Genomic DNA, 17,279 nt, shown 5'->3' with positions numbered 1-17,279 from the left:
CCGTCCAGCTCCGCCATGCGGCCCGCTTTGGCTTACCGGGCACTGTGATTTGACTACCCACTTCCTTTACCCTGCCTCTGGTTGCGGGGGAGGGGCTGCAGTGCTAATCTTCGCCGATTAATTTAGTGTCAATCATGTGACACTAATATTGGGCAGGCTGCCATCCTTAAGCCAGCACAGAGCTAACTCGGCATCGCGCCAACACCAACAATAACGAGCTGCACTAGAAGGAGCAGAGCTTATGCAAATGACCGGCGAACAGTTGATCGCGGCCCCCTGTCAACGGGTTTGGGAGGCGCTCAACGATCCCGAAATCCTTCGAGCCAGTATCCCCGGCTGCCAAAGCTTGGCGAAAGAGGCAGACGACCGCTTCACCGCCACCGTCGAGGTGAAGGTGGGCCCCATCGGCGCCCGCTTCAAAGGTACGGTCACGCTTACCGATCTCAACCCGCCCCACAGCTATACTCTCAACCTGGAGGGCAACGGCGGTATTGCCGGCTCCGCCAAGGGTGCCGCCAAGGTGCGCCTGGAGGAGAGTGGCAGCGGCACCAAAGTCATTTACGAGGTCGATGCCCAGGTGGGTGGGCGTATGGCCCAGTTGGGCGGGCCATTGATTGACGCCACCGCCAAACAGTTGGCCGGTAAGTTCTTTGCCCGTTTCGGCGAGGTGGTAACCGGCGTTGCCCCGGCGGCCGCCGCCATACCCGGTGCACCGGTTGCCGCCGCGCCAGCGGTTGCCCGGCCGGCCGCCACGGGTGGTAATGTCTGGATGGGTATCGCCCTGGGGCTGTTATTGCTTCTGGTGGCGCTGGTCTCCTTTGAATATGGTCGCCATACGGCGGCACCGACCGTGGTCCTCGATGGCAAACTGCTGCAGCAACTTGGCGAGCTGTTGGAGGAGCACAACTCGGCGGGGGATCAACCATGAAGCCGGCACCCTTTGACTACTACGCGCCCACCACGGTCGCCGAGGCCTGCGCACTGTTAGCGGAAGCCGGTGGCGGGGCGACGCTACTGGCCGGCGGCCAGACCTTAATGCCGCTGTTGAACCTGCGCATGAGCCAGCCTTTTATTCTGGTCGATATCAACCACATCGAAGCCCTGCACGGTATCAAACAGCAGGACGATGCCATACACATTGGTCCGGCCACCCGTCAGCATCAGGTGATTGAGAGCCCGTTGCTGCAGGCCGAACTGCCGGTGATTACCCAGGCGGTACGCCATGTGGGCCATCACCAGACCCGCAATCGCGGCACCGTTGGTGGCTCCATCGCCCTGGGTGAACCAGCCGCTGAACTACCCGCCACCGCCGTGGCACTGGGCGCCACTCTCACCGTGCAGTCGGTGCGCGGCAGCCGCAGGTTAACCGCCCAGGAGTTCTACCTGGGGCCCTACATGAATGCCCTTGAGCCCGACGAACTGGTCATCGATATCGCCTTTCCCAAGTGGCCCACAGGCCATATCACCCTGTTTGAGGAGTTGGCTCAGCGCCCGGGTGATTTCGCCCTGGCCGGTGTTGTCGGTGCTTTGGCTCTGGACAACGGGGTGATCAGCCGCGCCGGTATTGCCTGGTTTGCCATGGGGCCCACACCACTGCGCGCCACTACCGTCGAGTCGATGTTACTGGGCAAAGTGCCCACCGAAGTGGATGTAGCGGCGGTGGTGGCGGCTGCCATTGCCGAAACGGCCCCCTTCGATGACCAACAGACCAGCGCCGAGTATCGGCGGGTGGTGGGTGCCAAATTATTGCAACGCACGCTAACCGAGGCGTTGGCCCGCGAGGAGGTCGCATGAGCTCACATAAAATTGAGGTGACCATCAACGGTCGCCACTACAGCGCCGAGGTCGAGGCGCGCACTTCTCTCTCCGATTTTCTGCGCGACGATGCCGGTTACACCGGCGTGCACTTGGGCTGCGAGCATGGTGTCTGTGGTGCCTGTACGGTGACCGTGGATGGCCGCGCGGTGCGCAGCTGTCTGATGCTGGCGGTGCAGGCCGATGGCAGCACCATTGTTACCGCTGAGGGGCTGGCTGCCGCCGATGGTACTCTGCACCCGGTGCAGCAGGTGATGGCCGAGGAGTTCGCCCTGCAGTGTGGCTTCTGCACCCCTGGGGTGGTGATGACCCTGGCTTCGCTCACCGAAGGTGAGCAACAGCGGAGTTGTGCTGAGTTGGTGGGCGCGCTCTCCGGCCATATCTGCCGCTGTACCGGCTACCAGGGCATTCGCCGTACCGCCGAGCGACTGGCCGGTGAACAGGAGCCAAACCACGAGGGAGAGCAGCCATGAATGCACCCGGCAAGTTTCCGCAAACGGGCACCGGCCGTTACATTGGCGAACGGGTGGCGCGCAAGGAGGATCCACGTCTGCTGACCGGCCATGGCCAGTTTGTTGATGACATCACCGTGCCCGGCATGCTGCACGTGGCTTTTGCCCGCAGCCCCATCGCTCGCGGCGATATTTTGGCCATCAACTGCGACAGCGCCCGCGAGGTGCCCGGTGTACACGCCATCTATACGCAGGCAGATATCGCCGACTACGGCGTCGATATGATCTCCTTCTTCCTGGCGCCGCCAACGGTGAAAACCACCCCTCTGGCCGATGGCCGGGTGGCCTATGTCGGTGAGCCGGTGGCGCTGGTAATCGCCAACAGTCGTGCCGTGGCCGAGGATGCCGCCTCGCTGATTGAGGTCAGCTACGACGAACAGACACCGGTGGTGACCATTGCCGATGCCCGCGTTGGACCCCTGGTACACCCGGAGGTCGACAGCAACATCTCCGCTGAGATGGGCGAAGAGGAGATCGACGAAGATCTGGCCGAGGTGTTGGCCGCCGCGCCCCACTGCATCAGCCACAAGGTGGTGCACCAGCGTATCTCCCAGTCTCCCATGGAGACCCGCGGTGTGGTGGTGAATGCCACCGGCCCCGGCGAGCTGACGCTTTACATCACCTGCCAGAGCCCCCACCTGGTAGCGCGCTGGGTCTCTATGGCCTTTAAGCTGCCCGAGACCGCCGTACGGGTGATCGCCAAGGATGTCGGCGGTGGCTTTGGCCTGAAAAACCACCCCTGGAAGGAGGAGGTGGCGGTAATTCTGGCCGCGCTTAAATTTGGCCGGCCACTGAAGTGGATAGAGGACCGCTACGAGAACCTGGTTGGTGCCAATCAGGCCCGGGAACAGGAGATGGTGCTGCAACTGGCCATGGACGAAGAGGGCAGGCTGTTGGCCTCCCACGGTGACTACAGCTGCAACAACGGCGCCTTCCCCCAGTTGAGCGAGTGCAATATTGCCGTTCATATGTTTGTTTGGGCGGCCTACAAGATGCCCATGTACGGGTTTTTAACCCGCGGCTGGTACAGCAATACGGTCGGTTACGCCGCCTATCGCGGCCCTTGGGCCATGGAGTCGCTGGTGCGCGAAACCGCTCTGGATGTGGCCGCCCGCAAAGCCGGGCTCGACCCCATCGAAGTGCGTCGTAAAAACCTGGTGCGCCTGGCCGATCAGCCCACCGAATCCTGTATGCAGATTCCCCTGGAGGACATCACCCCAGCCGAGTGCCTGGAGAAGCTGCTACTCAAGTTTGATGTTGCTGAGTTCCGCCAACAGCAGGCGGCCGCTCGCGCTGAGGGCCGTTACCTGGGGTTGGGAATCGCCACCTACATCGAACCCACCGGCTCCGCCGGCGCCATCGCCACCATGACCGGCGAGCTGGCCCAGGTGCGCATCGAGCCCACCGGCCAGGTGACGGCCACCATGAGCACCCACTCACAGGGCCACGGCACCGCCACCACCATGGCGCAGATCTTTGCCGACCGCCTGGGGGTAGCCTACGAGCAGGTGACTGTGTTTGAAGGCGACAGCTCCCGAGGTGGCTTTTCTCCCGGTGCCGCCGGTAGCCGCCAGGGGGTGATTGCCGGTGGTGCCGCCATGCAGGCGGCGGACCTGCTGGCCGCCAAGGTGCGGCTTGTGGCCGGCCACCTGCTGGAGGCCGAACCGGACAAGGTGCGTATCGACCAGGGCATTATCACTGTTGAGGGCGAGCCCGACAAAAGCCGAACACTGGCCGAGATCGCCAATATCGCCTACGGCGAGCCGGACCGCTTGCCACCCGGGTTGGAGTCGGGCCTGGAGGCGCAATACCGCTATCAACCGCCACCCATGACCTTTGCCAGCGCCGCCAACGCCTGTGTGGTGGAGGTGGATGCCGACACCGGCTTTGTCAAGATTCTGCGTTGGATCTCCGCCGAGGATTGCGGCAACGCCATCAACCCGGCCATTGTTGAAGGCCAGGTGGCCGGTGGCTTGGCTCAGGCCATTGGTATGGTGCTGCTGGAGAAGGTGAGCTTCGATGAGCGCGGCAATCCGCTCACCGCCACCTACAAGGATTACCACCTGCCGGCCATCAGTGATATTCCCCAATTTGAGTTTGTGCACGCCAATACCCCCTCACAATCGGTGGGCGGCATGCGCGGCTGTGGCGAGGGTGGTGCCATTATTGGTGCGCCTACTCTGGTAAACGCCATTGCCGATGCGCTCTCGCCTTTTGGCGAGATTGCCGTGGATCTGCCGCTGACGTCGGTAAAAGTGTTGAGCCATATCGAAGGCCGGGATCTCTCCGCCAAGAGCACTCCGCCGCCAATGGCGGCCGAACCTATCGCTACCCCAGAGCCTCCAGCAGAGCCGAGTATCGCTGAAGCCAGTGCCGCCCCGGCGCCGGTGGGCGAGGTGGCTATCGACGGCAACTGGAAAATGGTGTTGGCCACCCCAGTTGGCCCGCAGGGGATGGTGGGCCATTTCGACACCAATGGCAGCGACTTAAGCGGTACGCTGTCGAGCCCGGAAGGGGAGATGGCGTTCACCGGCGTGGTGGAGGGCAATAATCTGAAGTTTGATCTGAAGGTGCAAAAGCCGATGAAGATCACCCTCAAATACAATCTGTTTATTGAGGGTGACCGCATTCACGGCAAAGTGAAGATGGGGATTTTTGGCTCCGCCAAATTGACCGGCGAGCGGCAGTAATCACTGCCGCCCACCGGTGCCGATTGGCTTGGGGCTAATCCTCAAAAATACCGGTGGCGAAGCCGTTTAGGCTCTCGACATTGTTCTGTTGCCAATACTCCTCAATGCCCGCCTGGCCCTTTTTCTCGGCCCAGTCACTGAGGGTTTGCCGCTCGCCGGTGAACTCATAAAAGGGCACAGCATAACCGCAGGAGGTGAGTACCAGTTCGATATCCATAACAAAAAATTGGCGGGCACCGGCGCTGTTATCAAAATTTGCCAACAGAGCTGGCCACTCAGCGTCGCGGGGGTGCACCGCCCGAGCCTGGCCATAGAGGCGCAGAATCAGCGGTTTTTTATCGAACGAACAGAACATAATGGTCATGCGGTTAGTGTCGAGCAGGTGGGCGGCGGTCTCGTTGCCACTGCCGGTGAGGTTTAACCACACCACCTGGGTGGGGCTTAACACACGCAGGCTGTCCATCCCCTTGGGTGAAACATTCACATAACCCTCCTTGGCGGCGGTGCCGACAAAAAAGAGATGCTGCTTACCAATAAAATTGATCAAGCCTTCTGATAACTGCTCAAATTTTTCTGCCATGGTGTTTGCGTCCTTGGGTGGTTGTCGCGTTTACCGGTATTTCTGGGTTAAAGCCTAGCGACTTAACTGTGTAGCCCCTGTTGCTTACGGCAATGACTAACCCACGTTAGTCACCAATATTGGTAGCCGGTTTCCGCACAGGGATTCATTTATTGTGATTGATTCGTCAGCCTTGCCAGCGTCCGTCTGGGCCTTAGTGGAGCCAGTAGCGCCGAAATCAAGCAGCTGGGTTACAGACGTTAACCTTAGTGGTTATTAGCAGGCCATTAGCCAACCCTGCTCAACGGCATGCTCAAGATTTACCAGAAACCAACCGTAAATTTCCGGGCTCTCATTTTCAATAAATTGGTGCATTGTTAATACCTGCTGCTTGTGTATGCTGTGGTCCTTCCAGGCACGGCCTTCACTTTTCATGTTATGAATAAATGGCAGTAGCCGGTCGATCACTTTTAACAGCTTGGCCTCTTTGCTGTTGCCGGCTTCCTGCTCTTCCCAGAGCTCGACAATGCTACTAAGCGGGTTGCCGGGGTGCGCGGCTAGCTCTTTGACACTCTCACGCTCTTTAATGTGGGCTTTGTCTCTATCGCTGCTGTAGAGAAAAGTATCGCCTGCGCCGATTTCGCCCAGATCATGCAGCAGTGCCAGTTTAATGAGTTTCTGAACGTCATAACTGTCCGCTAACAACTCTGCGAAAGCCCAGCAGGCCATGGCCAGATGCCAGGAGTGTTCGGCTGAGTTTTCAAGCCTTTCGCCGCCATTGATGTAAGTTCGCCGATTGACAGACTTCAATGCATCGAGCTGAAACAGAAAATCGGATACTTCTGAGATTCTATGAGACAAGTTTTTCCTCCAGCGTCTATGGTTTGACCTGTTCGCGCATTGCCATCGCCAGCGCCGTATTGCCGGCTTCTGACAGCTTATCTGCCACCAGGGTCCTATCTGCCAGCGAACGATTCTGGCTCAGTTTAAATTTGCACTGCCATTCGGTGATTTTAATTTCAATACCAACGATGGCGCGCAACATGGCCGGGTTGTAGTCGGCCTGCCAGGGCTCGGGTAGTGCGCTCTCGTATTGCTGGCTGAGTTTAGCCACCACACGTTGCAGGCGAGCGGCATCGTTAAAGGTTTGGCAGCGGCCGTAGATATGCACGGTTTGGTAGTTCCAGGTGGGTACGCCGGGTGTCGTGTACCAGGTGGGCGAGATATACGCGTGGGGGCCGGAGAGGGTAACCAATACCTCCTGCTCGCTCTCTGCCAACTGTTCGGCCTGTGGGTTTTGAATGGCCAGATGGCCAAGCAGGGTCTGTTGGTCGTCGCTCAACAGAAAGGGCATGGGGGTGGCAAAGGGACGGCCATCCACCTGGCTGATCAGTTCGCCAAAACCGTTGGCGGCAATAAAATCGACAATGGTCTCTTGTTCGCCGATGTGAAAGTGGCTGGGAATATACAAGGGTTTGCTCTCTACAGTTCAGGGGCGGTAGAAGTTTTTAATGCCTGTTACCGTTGGTAGTCGCGCTCCACCCTGGCGATGCGGGTGGTGTAGGCCGAGTACCAGCGCGCTTTGCCCTGGGCTTGTGCCTGCAGGTGTTCCGCCTGCTGGCGCCAGGCACTAATCGACCCCAGGTCGCGCCAGTAGGAGACGGTAATCCCCAGCCCCTCACGGGCACTCTCCACGCCCAGAAAACCCTCCTGTTGCTGGGCCAGCTCAACCATGCGGGCGGCTGTTTCGGCGTAGCCGGTCAGGTCATCGCGGGTGAGCGAGGTAAAAATTACCGCGTAGTAGGGCGGTGTGGGCGTCTGGGCGATGCTCATTGGTTGCTGGTCACTCATGGTATGTCCGATGTTACCTGTTGTCTCGTGGCAGCCGGCTATCTTTTCCGGGCTTTTTTAGTGGGCCAGCCGTTGGCTTTGACGATAGAGCAGATAACTCCCCCAACCGATGGCCAAAATCATCACCAGGCTGCCCAGCGTAAAACTGAAGCGTGCCAGGCTGTGAGCGCTTTCCAGGCGGTTGGTTAGGGTTAACAGGTTACCCCAGTCGTGGGCGCTCTCGCTCATACCGCCAATCAGCGGAATGGCGCGGTAGGGGGCGTCGTTAATGTAGGGCGAGATATCGATAAAATTCTGGCCGCACCACCACAGCATAATGGCGCCAGCAAAGGGATCCCGACGTTGCACCACAAAGGCAAACATCAACCCCAGTGGCAGCAGCACCTGAAACAGGCTGCCACCTAAAATAGCCATAAAACGGCCAAAAAATGCAAACAATAGATGGCCAAATTCATGAAAGGGCAGATTGATGTTGTGCATAAACGAGCCGCCAATATCCGTCCAACTGATACCGTGCATAATGAAAAAGCCACTCCAAATGGTGAAGATCACCAGCAGAAAAATCCGGCCAGTGAAGCGTGCCGGGTCGACTTTATCGGGCGTTGTGAAAAATGCAGAGCGCCAGGAGTGGCCGGCTTCTTCAGGAGTGACATTGCTGTCACCGGGTTGAGGTTGGTCGACTGCGGGTGCGCGCGCCTGCCACTTGTTATAGGCAATGCCACAACCTGGGCAAATTTCCGGGTGTAGGTGGCGGTCACTCGCCTGCCGTTGGTAGTGGCACTTGGGGCACTCTGTAACCATGTGGGTTAACCGCTATTTTGGGGTGGTTTCGCCATCCCAGTAATCACAGTTCGACTCCTGCCGGCCTATAAAACGAAAGCTGTTGAGCCGCCCCAGCGAGCGGCGGCTGGCCACCAGAAATTTACCGGAATCGGGGTACTCGCACACTTCGGTCTCGGAGCGGCTGGAGATGGCCATATATTTGAGGGGTTCGCTGCCGGTGTTAATTAATTGATGGGCATAGTCAGCACCGCCGTGCGGGGCGCCAAGAACATCCCCGGCCTTAACGTCAAAACTCTGCTCGCCAAAGCGATAGCGGCCGCTGCCCGATAAGATAATAAACAGTTCATCTTCCACATGGTGCACGTGAAACGGGCAGGCCGATTTGCCGGGTGGGACCTCGCAGTAGGCGGCGCCCAATTGGCTAAGGCCAAGTCGCTCGCTAAGGCCGGCGTCGGCACAGGCGAAGCGCTCGCCCTCAGCAAAGGGCTCCAAAGGTAGTTCGGCCAGGGTGACTACAGCCGTTACCGCGTCGGTCATCGTACAGCTTCCCAATAAGTGGTTGTGAGACGTGCCGGTTGTGCTATTGGCGCCTTTGATCAGATGATGTTTTTGGCGTTGACCAACTCATCGGTGAGGGCACGCAACTGGGCAGCGATTTTCTGGCAGCGGCTCTTATCCACCGCTTCAAACAGCTTCTCAGAGATGGCATTGGCTTCGGCCTGGTTGGCCTGGTTTAACTCCCGGCCTGTATCGGTGACTACCATCAGCGCGGCACGCTTGTGGTTGGGGTTATGGATAAAGTCAATGTAGCCATGCTCTTTTAAATTGAGCGCGGCCCGTTGCACCGCTTGCCGGGGGTGACCCAACAGGCGGCCGATTTGCGATACGGTCATGGCTTCGCGGCCGTGCACCACCGCGCCTAGTACGGTGGCTTCTACTGTGGTTAGTCCGACGGAGGTACTGGCCGGGGCGTAGAGTTCACGTAGAACTCCCCGAATTTTCACAATGGCCGCCGTTAATTCGAGCATTTCGTTGGTATATTTTCTTTCACTCATATCTCGCAAACAACCTGACTCTCTACTACTGGAATGCCTCCGTGGCTGGTATGGGGCATGGTTGGGCGGCGATGAGGGTACCACGAATGGTGGCGAACTTCCTACCCATAGGCGGCGGGGTGTGGTGTGTAGGCTAATCGGACGGGTTGAGGAGGCCTGTGCGTTGTCCGTTTGATCAACCGCTGGCGCTTGGGCTCAACTCCGGTTTTGCCTGGCCGCCACCTCGGCCGTACAACAACAGAGAAACGACAATACCGACCAGCAATACTACCAGCAGAGAAAAAACCCGCTGATAGCTGCCTTGTGCCTGATAAATATAACTACCCAATGGTTAATCCTCGGCCCTCTGCCTGACGCCATTAACAAAAATATCGACCAGTACCAACCTAACCGCCCCGGTGTGGCCAATATCGCCTTGGCAATCGACTCCAGTTAAAGACCAATCAAGTAGATGGTAAACCTAACCGAACCCCATTGGCTGCAGGTGGCGAGAAAGACAATTTTCCAGCTGTGAAATGGGTAAGGTTTAGCGGCTTCATGGGGCATTATTATCTGCGAGTCTTCAAGTGTGTTGCGCCCAGGAACGTGAACCAATCTAGCGGTACTTTGGGGCAAGCGCTTCTTAAAGTGGCCGATGGGTTTTTAGTGCGGGAGTTGTTGCTTTTCAAAAACCTGAGCCCGGCTCTTGCAGAAAGGCCAGCTCCTCGGCGGTGGATTCCCGGCCCAGAATTCTATTGCGATGCGGGTATCGGCCAAAACGATCGATAATTGCTTTGTGGCGCAACTCAAAGTCGTAATTGTTTTTGGGAGTGTGTTCGCGAAATAGAATTTCTGCCTGTTGGTGAATGAAACGCGACTCGCTGTGCATATAGGGCATTAACAAAAAAGCACGCTCATCGACCTGTAGTTCTGTTAAAGCACCGGCTGTGACTGCCTCCTGGGTGAGTATCAGCGCGCAGTTGTCCTGGGTGAAGGCAGCAGGCGTGTTGCGAAAAATATTGCGCGAGAACTGGTCCAGAACAATGATCTCCGCCAGGCGGCCCCGGGTAGTGGCGCGCCAGCCAAACAGTTCCCCGGCGCTGGCCTGTTGCACCAGCGGCCCAAAACGTTCACTCAGTTGTTTATCCAATTCTGGATCCACGGTCCACCACTGTTTGGGGGTGAGTGTGGTAAACCAGAAATCAAGGATCTCTGTGTAGGTTTGCATAACGTTCTCTACAGAGCGATGGATGTTAGAGTGCGGTTATAAACCACTTTATAAATCGTTTTATTAAATTTCTGGCAAAAACTACAGCAGTGCAATGGCAACTTCGCGCATAAAGGATGGCAGTACGATCATCATCAGCAATACCAATGTGATCCAAACTCCTCGCCAGCCACGGGTGTGGAACAGGTAGTAGGGTGCGTACAGTGGCCAAAAGGTGGAGGGCGCCAAGCCAAAGTTAAGCGGCCGGTGATAATGGCGGTCGCGAGCATCGAGATAGAACCAGTGCCAGATTATTAAGAACACCAGCGACCCCCATACCCCTTCAAATGCCCAACCTGCCTGCGGCAGCAGGGTGATTTTAATCAGCTCGAAAATGGCGGCCGCGATGGTGGCATAGAGTAGAAATTGTTTTAGCGTCCTGCTGGTAACCATAGCCCTGTAACTTTTATACACCCGAAAGTAGAGCGTTTTTAGCATGGAATGGTTAATTGCTGCAAATGGTCAGCGGTTTTGATTTGGGCGGCTAAATAGTGGTTGGGTAATGGCTATGGGCGGTTGGTGGCGGAGTGAAAGTGTGCGACCTTATTTCGGGCTATGTGTTTATTGGCGGTAAAACTTTTACGGGTTAAGGCAACTTGATTATTGCAGCGGCTTAGTAGCCCGTAGCGCTTAATATTTTATTGATAATAAAAAGTCAGTTGAACCGCTGACTCATTAGTTGACTCGTCCATGGGTAGAGGGGTGCTAAGTTACTGAATTATCACCAAAGCCAAATAATGTGCCGCCACTGATTGTGGTTGGCTGAATAAACCGTTAGCCAGCTTGACGGTTGTTAAACAATTGCCAACAGCGCATCGCGGGCTTGGGTGATTTGTACAAACTGTTCGTGGTCGCCGCCCTGGTCCGGGTGGGCCTTTTGTGCCAGACGACGGAAGGCGGCTTTAATCTGCTTGGCTTTCAACTCGCCTTCGGCGGGCAGATTAAGCAGCTTGCGGTGGCGGCCCTCGTTGGCCTTGTGCGACCAGTTGGTGCTCTGCTGCCCGCGCCGCTGGTTGAACTTGGCTTGTCGCTCATTCAACCGCTCCTGGGCTTCGCGACGCAATTTGTAGGATTCCCGACGCAGCTCCACCTGGTCGTTATGCCAACGCTCGGCAGACATCACCATGCAGTCGGCGAAGTGGATACGGCCACTATTGATCAGCTCATCCAGGTCGAACGGGCCCACCATATCGTAGGGCTCCTCCAGCCAGGCGCGGCGGCCGTTGGGGCCCTCTTCCACTTCACCCAGGGTAGAGCGTACCAAAACACCCAGGGAGGGGTTCCAGATCAGCCACTGTTCGTTCTCCGCAAACTGTGGGTTGTTGTGCATATTCGCTCTCTGTCACTAGGTTAGCCAATGCCCGTTTTCGGTATGGTTCGGCAAGATATATACCAAGCGTACTGGGCGCTGGCTTCCCCCTGGGCTCATTGCCAGGGGGAAGGGTAGAGGGTGATGAGGGCAGAGTGTGAAGGCCGGAGAGGTTAACGGCTAGGGTTGGCCTTGCCTTTGCGGCTATCTTTCACCAGGTAGGATTTTCCCTGGCCCCGTTTCAGCTCAAACAGGTCGATGGCCTTAAACAGGCTGCTCAGATTTTTAAAGCCGTAGTTGCGGCAGTCGAAGGAGGTGCGGTTGGAGATGTTGGAGCCCACTGCACCGAGATCGGCCCAGCCGTCGTCGTCTTCGGTGGCCTCAATGGCTTGGCGTAGCAGGGCGATCAACTTGGTATCGGATTTGATATTTTTCGGTTTGCTAACGCTCTTCTCCTCTACCGAATCGGCCTGATCCAGAAACAGAAATTTGGAACAGGCGTTAACGAAGGGCATGGGCGCTTTGCGCTCGCCAAAGCCCAGCACTACCTTACCCTCGGCCAGGGCCCGGGTAACCATGGGGGTGAAGTCGCAATCGGAAGAGACAAAACACATTACATCGATATCCTTGGTGTACATCACATCCATGGCATCAATCACCAACGCGATATCCGAGGCGTTCTTACCTTTGGTTAAGTCGTACTGCTGCACCGGTTGGATGGCATATTCATGGAGCAGCTCCTCCCACGGCCGCAGGGTGGGCGACTTCCAGTTGCCATAGGCCTTGCGGATGGTCACCACGCCGTATTTCGCCACCTCACTGAGTACATCTTCAAACTTGCTGGCCGGTGCGTTATCGGCGTCGATAAAGAGGGCGATTTTTTGTCTGTTCTCGTTCATGGCTTTCTCAGTGATATCTTGATTATTGCCAGCGGGATGTGGCTGACAAGGTGGTTATTCGCGTGCAGATTAGGGTAGTGTAACCACGCTGGCCAGCCTAAGCCTGCTGCTCGGGTGGCGCCGCTTCGTACAGGGTTACACCGCTGGGTAGCCTCTCCCAGCTGGCCTTGGAGCCGATGTAGAGGTGATAACCTATTTCCAGTTCCGGGTCGTTGTTCAGGCAGCCGAGGGTAATGCCGTGCACCTCGCCGTTGTGGGTTCCGCACAGGGTAGAGCCGCAACGGCTGCAGAATTGCCAGCCAAAACCGGGCTGGGATTCAAAGACGGTGAGCAGCGCCTCGCCGCGCAGCCATTGGAATTCACTGCTATTCACCAATGCGTAGCTGGAGGCCTGAGCACTAAACGCCTTGCGGCAGCGGGAACAGTGGCAGGAGCGGGCATCGTAAGCACGGCCGTTGATCTGGTACTGGATACTGCCACAAAAACATTCACCGGTGAGTGTCATGCTTACCTCTGGGTTTAACGGTTATCGGTTTGGCTAAGCACAGTTAGCTTTGTGCCGCCTTTTAAGTTTGTGGTACTGGAAGGTACCGACTATACCCATGCTATAGAACCAGACAAACACCAGACTCAAAGGTATGCCGCTGGCCGTGCTCAACTCGACCCACATGATTATTTTGTTCAGCACAAAAAAGAGCAGCATTAAAATCGCGCAGGTGCGGCTCCTTTTATAGATGCCGAAGGCAAAAATCACAATCAGCCCCACATCGACAAAGGCAAATGCATTCAGTCCCATAATATCGGTGCCCGCCAGGGCAACCAGGGTAAATACGGTGGTTATTGCTGCAGAGATAAGACCGGCAACCCAGGCATTCTTAATCTTCTTAAGTACTTCGTTGGGTACCTGGAAGTTATCGTCGAGCTCAACATCAGCTTTGGGGGCGGAGTAGATTTCGTTATCCATATCGATTGAGCATCTTTGTGGTGCTGACTGGGGGTGGTTGTAATGGGGCTACTTGAGGTTAACGTTTAGCTGGACTGGGACCTTAACAAAAATGGCGGCGCTTTATTATTGCGGGCAATCAAAGAGTTGCGATTACCCACAATTATCGCCGCTGCATTACGCTTTAAGCTGGAGCTGAGTTGACGGGATTGGTGGTCGTGTAATGGCTACACCGCCACAATGGCCGGTATCGATAGCAAGATAATGTAGAGCCACAACAGTGTGCCACCTACCAGGGCGGAGGTTTTACCACCGCTAAAACTTACCGTCTCCAGAGCGATAATCTCATCAATGGGGATGCTCACATCCTTGCCCAGCACCTGGTTATCCTCAATCGCGGTGACCACAAAGGTGTGGCGCTCGCCATCGGCAGTAACCGCTTTGATTTTGTCACCTGGCTTGATGAGGTCGTCTGCGACTATCTTCTCCTGCAGTTGTTCGGGGGTTAACTCAACCGGCTTAAGGGAGGTGCAACCACAGTTGAGCAGTAACAGAAATGCGAGCACTAAGTATTTCATTATTCTTCACCCCAAACTGGAGAGTTGCAGCCAATAGTTGCTGCAAATCTAACACCGTGAAACGTTATTATTGATAGGGCTTACCGTACCGCTGAACAAAGCCTGTTGCCAAAGATATTTGCTGAATTGATGCAGGCCGGGTTATTCATCTAGGCTATATATCGCGCCACGGACATTTTGCAGTATAGGTTCAATTGGACAGGCCAGGCACCTGTTTTTTTGAAGCAGGTGCCTGGCTAGTTGGGGTTGTGGAAGAGGGTGCTATAGCAGATTTTTACTGTAGATATCGGAGTGTAAAACCTCCATAAAGGTTTCAGGTTTGGCCAGTGCCTTAAAACCAAACTGAACGTAGAGGCCGTGGGCATCCCGGGTGGCCAGCAACAGGCGGCGCAGCCCCTGCAGTTGTGGGTGAGCCATAATCACCTGCAGCAACCATTTGCTTAACCCTTTACCGCGGTGCTCCTCCAAAATAAAAACATCGGCCATATAGGCAAAGGTGGCCCGGTCGGTAATCATACGGGCAAAGCCTACCTGCTCACCGGAATGTAGGAATACACCAAAGCTGAGGGAGTTGGCAATGGCCACCGCCAGGGTCTCTTGCCCAATGCCCTTGGCCCAATAGGAGCGTGATATATAACTGTGGATTAGCGATAGATCCATCGCCTCTGGGCTGCTGCTGATTGTATAGCCGTCGATCAATGTCAAATTCCTTTTGCGCTATTACATAGCCTTTTTTTGTAAGCCCTAGCTCATCCATGGTGCTTGGCCTCTACCGGGTGCCGAGCTACCAATATGCTTTGCCGATCTTAAAGTTAAGGGCCAGGCGGCGAAGCCAGGAGCGGGTTTAATCAGCCATTGGCGGTTGCGTTAAAGCGTGACTCCGCTTCTGCAAAGAGCTGCTTTACCCGCTCCATATTCCAGGAACGTTCGGTAAGCGTTTCGTGCTCCCACTCGCTTCTGGGGCTATGCGGTTGAAAAAAATCACCGCCGTAAACGTGTATTGCCCTGGTCATTTTCCCAATTGGGTTGAGAACCGAGTGAATAATGGGTTCACCCAGCACGACTACCTCTCCTGCCCCTAAGGACTTGGCGCCAATGGCTTCGATACTGGTTTTCGTTCTTCCCCAAAAGAGATTGTCCTCCCGGCCGGAGTAGATACCGACTACGGAAAACATCTGATGATTATGGGGCATCAGGCTCATGCAGGGGGCCCAGGCAAAATCGATAATGGTTAAATCGTCTGACCGGTAGAGCGTGGAGAGCCCTGCATGGGCGGGTTCACCCAAGGCGGAGATGAGGCTTGCTCTATCCGAAACGGCCTCTGCAACCACCGCCTGCACCGCCAACTTCCCCTCTGCTACAGCTTCTATACAGTTTTGGATGAATCGATCTTTGTCGAACATAGCTTAATTCTCCTAACCGTTGAGCGAAGTGAACGTTAATGGCAGATACTAAGCCTCTGCCCCTGGGTCTGGCTAGCGTTTATTGTGGAGCTGCCAGCGGCATAGCGGCTTAAGACGTGCATGTTCGTACGGTTGTTTTCAGGGACGGTGGTGGTTAGGGACTATGCCACCCGTATTTACCCAGCGCCAATAATAGCAAGTTCGATACCGGGCAATCTTTCTAGAAAGAATGTGCTCCAGAAGTGTATGTCGTCCTCTAAGTAGTAGTGGAACCATGGGTCCAGGTTGCTGTTGTAGGGCTTATCGCTGGGTTCTTTGCCTAGCGCGACAATCCGCTCGCCATCTGCCTCGGTGACCACTTGCAGTTGCTGCTTAAAACCGATGGTGGTTTTAATGACTTCATTATTTTTGTGCCGCATTACTTCCAATTCGCTATCGGACAGATAAGTGGGTAGTCGGCCTCTTTGTAAGAGCGAGCCTCCGGCTATCTCATCCGAATTGGAAAGTTGAAACTCGATTGTGAAGCTTGAGCCCCAGTTATCCTCCCAGCCCCATTTGTCACACTGAAACCAGAACAGAAAGAACTTATCGTTCATCGGTTTGCAGCCTCCGGCCATTGCGCCCTTGGTTTTTATGTAACCGAAGTTGGTTAGCTGGCCGCTAATATTGTGCTTGACGATTTTATGGAATAGCTTTGAGTTGATCTTCATAGGAAGTATTGATCCCATGTCTGCCTTGGGATGGGTTTGTCTAATGGTGAATTGAGATAATAAATTTTTTTGCTGAAAACCAAGCGGTTATTTATCCAAGTTTGTACCTAAACAGAGTTAGCTTTCGGAAATTGCTATTCACACGGAATTTCAAAATCCACATGGTAATGCTCATCGTGACGGACCCAGCTGCGTTTTTTGGAAAACACAATATTGTTGCGTAGGTAGTCGCCGTATTGGGTTTTAAATAGATAGGGTTGCAACTCAGGGGCAAAGATTACCCGCCACAGATCATAACCTCGTTGCTTGGACGCCTTATGCAGGACGACAATATGCGCAGCCATCGCCTCAAAGTCTATGGTGAAATTTTTATAATGGCCGCTGTTGTTGAACTCAATGTTATAGCCAAATTTGTTAAATGGGTTGGTGGGCAGTTGAACCGATTTTCCATTGCTATCCAATACCGGAACCATAAAATCCACCGACAGACCATTGCGATGGGTTTTATGGGGTTTGAACTGCCCACCATCTTTAAAGCCGGCCTCTGCGTATTTGTACACCTTTAAGGGATGGCTGGTTTCCAACTCTTTATAGGCCGCCAGAATAATCTCACGGACCTGTGAATGCACGTAGGAGCGGCCAGCCAGCCGGGCGACGCCGCTATACCCCTCAAAATTGTTGCCAGAGGCTGGAAGTTTTGCACCATTTTGCAGCCGACCATCGGCCGTGGTGCCATAACAGATACTCTCCTCGGCCATTCCCGTACAGGCAACTAGAGCCAAGTAACTGGTCAATAAGAGTTTACGGAGAGTGATTAGTGAAGCAGTTGATATAGGCATGGGTTTGAGATGGTAGCAGGGCTGGGGGCTGGGTAAAGGCCTATTTTATTCACGTAAGACTAACGTAACCAACACGATACCGCTTAT

At 55.4% G+C, this 17,279-nt stretch carries 23 protein-coding genes; 4 read left to right on the top strand and 19 right to left on the bottom strand.

Going from position 1 to position 17,279, the window contains the following annotated elements:
* Window positions 1-241 precede the first annotated feature (241 nt).
* Genes SBL51_RS05490 through SBL51_RS05475 form a run of 4 tightly spaced genes read left to right on the top strand, consistent with a single transcriptional unit; the run spans window position 242 to window position 5,017 of the window.
* Window positions 242-928: a carbon monoxide dehydrogenase subunit G gene (locus SBL51_RS05490; protein ID WP_317929831.1), complete on the top strand. Its 687-nt coding sequence runs from the start codon at window positions 242-244 to the stop codon at window positions 926-928.
* Complete coding sequence (locus SBL51_RS05485) at window positions 925-1,794, top strand: FAD binding domain-containing protein (protein WP_317929830.1); 870 nt, start codon at window positions 925-927, stop codon at window positions 1,792-1,794. Before SBL51_RS05490 ends, SBL51_RS05485 begins: the two co-directional genes overlap by 4 nt.
* Window positions 1,791-2,288 carry a (2Fe-2S)-binding protein gene (locus SBL51_RS05480; RefSeq protein ID WP_317929829.1) on the top strand — a complete coding sequence of 166 codons (498 nt, stop codon included), beginning with the start codon at window positions 1,791-1,793 and terminating at the stop codon, window positions 2,286-2,288. Before SBL51_RS05485 ends, SBL51_RS05480 begins: the two co-directional genes overlap by 4 nt.
* On the top strand, window positions 2,285-5,017 hold the full coding sequence (locus tag SBL51_RS05475; RefSeq protein ID WP_317929827.1) for a xanthine dehydrogenase family protein molybdopterin-binding subunit: 2,733 nt from the start codon (window positions 2,285-2,287) through the stop codon (window positions 5,015-5,017). The genes SBL51_RS05480 and SBL51_RS05475 overlap by 4 nt, the downstream gene beginning before the upstream one ends.
* Before the next feature lie 34 nt (window positions 5,018-5,051).
* On the opposite strand, the gene SBL51_RS05470 is transcribed toward SBL51_RS05475, so the two are convergent.
* From SBL51_RS05470 to SBL51_RS05380, 19 genes are all read right to left on the bottom strand, one after another.
* Entirely contained in the window at window positions 5,052-5,597 is a 546-nt protein-coding gene (locus SBL51_RS05470; RefSeq protein WP_317929825.1) for a pyridoxamine 5'-phosphate oxidase family protein, read from the bottom strand.
* A gap of 255 nt (window positions 5,598-5,852) precedes the next feature.
* The gene (locus SBL51_RS05465) at window positions 5,853-6,437 is read right to left on the bottom strand and encodes an HD domain-containing protein (protein ID WP_317929823.1); all 585 of its coding nucleotides are present in this window, start codon (window positions 6,435-6,437) and stop codon (window positions 5,853-5,855) included.
* Between the two features lie 16 nt (window positions 6,438-6,453).
* Window positions 6,454-7,047, bottom strand: a complete 594-nt coding sequence (locus SBL51_RS05460) for an FMN-binding negative transcriptional regulator (RefSeq protein ID WP_317929821.1) — start codon at window positions 7,045-7,047, stop codon at window positions 6,454-6,456.
* A 47-nt stretch (window positions 7,048-7,094) separates the two neighbouring features.
* A complete protein-coding gene (locus SBL51_RS05455) occupies window positions 7,095-7,427 on the bottom strand; it encodes an antibiotic biosynthesis monooxygenase family protein (protein ID WP_411860452.1) in 333 nt (110 codons plus the stop codon).
* Between the two features lie 57 nt (window positions 7,428-7,484).
* The gene (locus tag SBL51_RS05450; protein WP_317929820.1) at window positions 7,485-8,228 is read right to left on the bottom strand and encodes a hypothetical protein; all 744 of its coding nucleotides are present in this window, start codon (window positions 8,226-8,228) and stop codon (window positions 7,485-7,487) included.
* Between the two features lie 12 nt (window positions 8,229-8,240).
* Entirely contained in the window at window positions 8,241-8,747 is a 507-nt protein-coding gene (locus SBL51_RS05445) for a cupin domain-containing protein (protein WP_317929819.1), read from the bottom strand.
* A 59-nt stretch (window positions 8,748-8,806) separates the two neighbouring features.
* Window positions 8,807-9,265 carry a MarR family transcriptional regulator gene (locus SBL51_RS05440; RefSeq protein ID WP_317929817.1) on the bottom strand — a complete coding sequence of 153 codons (459 nt, stop codon included), beginning with the start codon at window positions 9,263-9,265 and terminating at the stop codon, window positions 8,807-8,809.
* Window positions 9,266-9,440: 175 nt separating this feature from the next.
* Window positions 9,441-9,593 (bottom strand): hypothetical protein, encoded by a 153-nt coding sequence (locus tag SBL51_RS05435; RefSeq protein WP_317929815.1) that lies wholly within the window; start codon window positions 9,591-9,593, stop codon window positions 9,441-9,443.
* Window positions 9,594-9,929: 336 nt separating this feature from the next.
* Window positions 9,930-10,472 carry a DUF924 family protein gene (locus tag SBL51_RS05430; RefSeq protein WP_317929814.1) on the bottom strand — a complete coding sequence of 181 codons (543 nt, stop codon included), beginning with the start codon at window positions 10,470-10,472 and terminating at the stop codon, window positions 9,930-9,932.
* Between the two features lie 81 nt (window positions 10,473-10,553).
* Window positions 10,554-10,904, bottom strand: a complete 351-nt coding sequence (locus tag SBL51_RS05425) for a hypothetical protein (RefSeq protein ID WP_317929812.1) — start codon at window positions 10,902-10,904, stop codon at window positions 10,554-10,556.
* Window positions 10,905-11,304: 400 nt separating this feature from the next.
* Window positions 11,305-11,841 (bottom strand): DnaJ domain-containing protein, encoded by a 537-nt coding sequence (locus SBL51_RS05420; protein WP_317929810.1) that lies wholly within the window; start codon window positions 11,839-11,841, stop codon window positions 11,305-11,307.
* 152 nt (window positions 11,842-11,993) lie between these two features.
* A complete protein-coding gene (locus SBL51_RS05415; protein ID WP_317929809.1) occupies window positions 11,994-12,719 on the bottom strand; it encodes an NYN domain-containing protein in 726 nt (241 codons plus the stop codon).
* A gap of 97 nt (window positions 12,720-12,816) precedes the next feature.
* Entirely contained in the window at window positions 12,817-13,224 is a 408-nt protein-coding gene (locus tag SBL51_RS05410) for a GFA family protein (protein WP_317929808.1), read from the bottom strand.
* Window positions 13,225-13,257: 33 nt separating this feature from the next.
* Window positions 13,258-13,683, bottom strand: a complete 426-nt coding sequence (locus SBL51_RS05405; RefSeq protein WP_317929806.1) for a hypothetical protein — start codon at window positions 13,681-13,683, stop codon at window positions 13,258-13,260.
* A 206-nt stretch (window positions 13,684-13,889) separates the two neighbouring features.
* On the bottom strand, window positions 13,890-14,240 hold the full coding sequence (locus SBL51_RS05400) for a hypothetical protein (RefSeq protein WP_317929804.1): 351 nt from the start codon (window positions 14,238-14,240) through the stop codon (window positions 13,890-13,892).
* Between the two features lie 261 nt (window positions 14,241-14,501).
* A complete protein-coding gene (locus SBL51_RS05395) occupies window positions 14,502-14,939 on the bottom strand; it encodes a GNAT family N-acetyltransferase (protein ID WP_317929802.1) in 438 nt (145 codons plus the stop codon).
* 149 nt (window positions 14,940-15,088) lie between these two features.
* Window positions 15,089-15,643: a hypothetical protein gene (locus SBL51_RS05390; protein WP_317929800.1), complete on the bottom strand. Its 555-nt coding sequence runs from the start codon at window positions 15,641-15,643 to the stop codon at window positions 15,089-15,091.
* Between the two features lie 176 nt (window positions 15,644-15,819).
* Complete coding sequence (locus tag SBL51_RS05385) at window positions 15,820-16,353, bottom strand: hypothetical protein (protein ID WP_317929798.1); 534 nt, start codon at window positions 16,351-16,353, stop codon at window positions 15,820-15,822.
* A gap of 134 nt (window positions 16,354-16,487) precedes the next feature.
* Window positions 16,488-17,147, bottom strand: a complete 660-nt coding sequence (locus SBL51_RS05380) for a penicillin-insensitive murein endopeptidase (RefSeq protein WP_317929797.1) — start codon at window positions 17,145-17,147, stop codon at window positions 16,488-16,490.
* Between the last annotated feature and the right edge of the window lie 132 nt (window positions 17,148-17,279).

It is taken from the genome of Halioxenophilus sp. WMMB6, assembly GCF_033283405.1.
Lineage (GTDB): Bacteria > Pseudomonadota > Gammaproteobacteria > Pseudomonadales > Cellvibrionaceae > Halioxenophilus.
The sequence above is the reverse complement of the archived record's forward strand: the minus strand, read 5'-3'. Positions and strand labels throughout refer to the sequence as shown.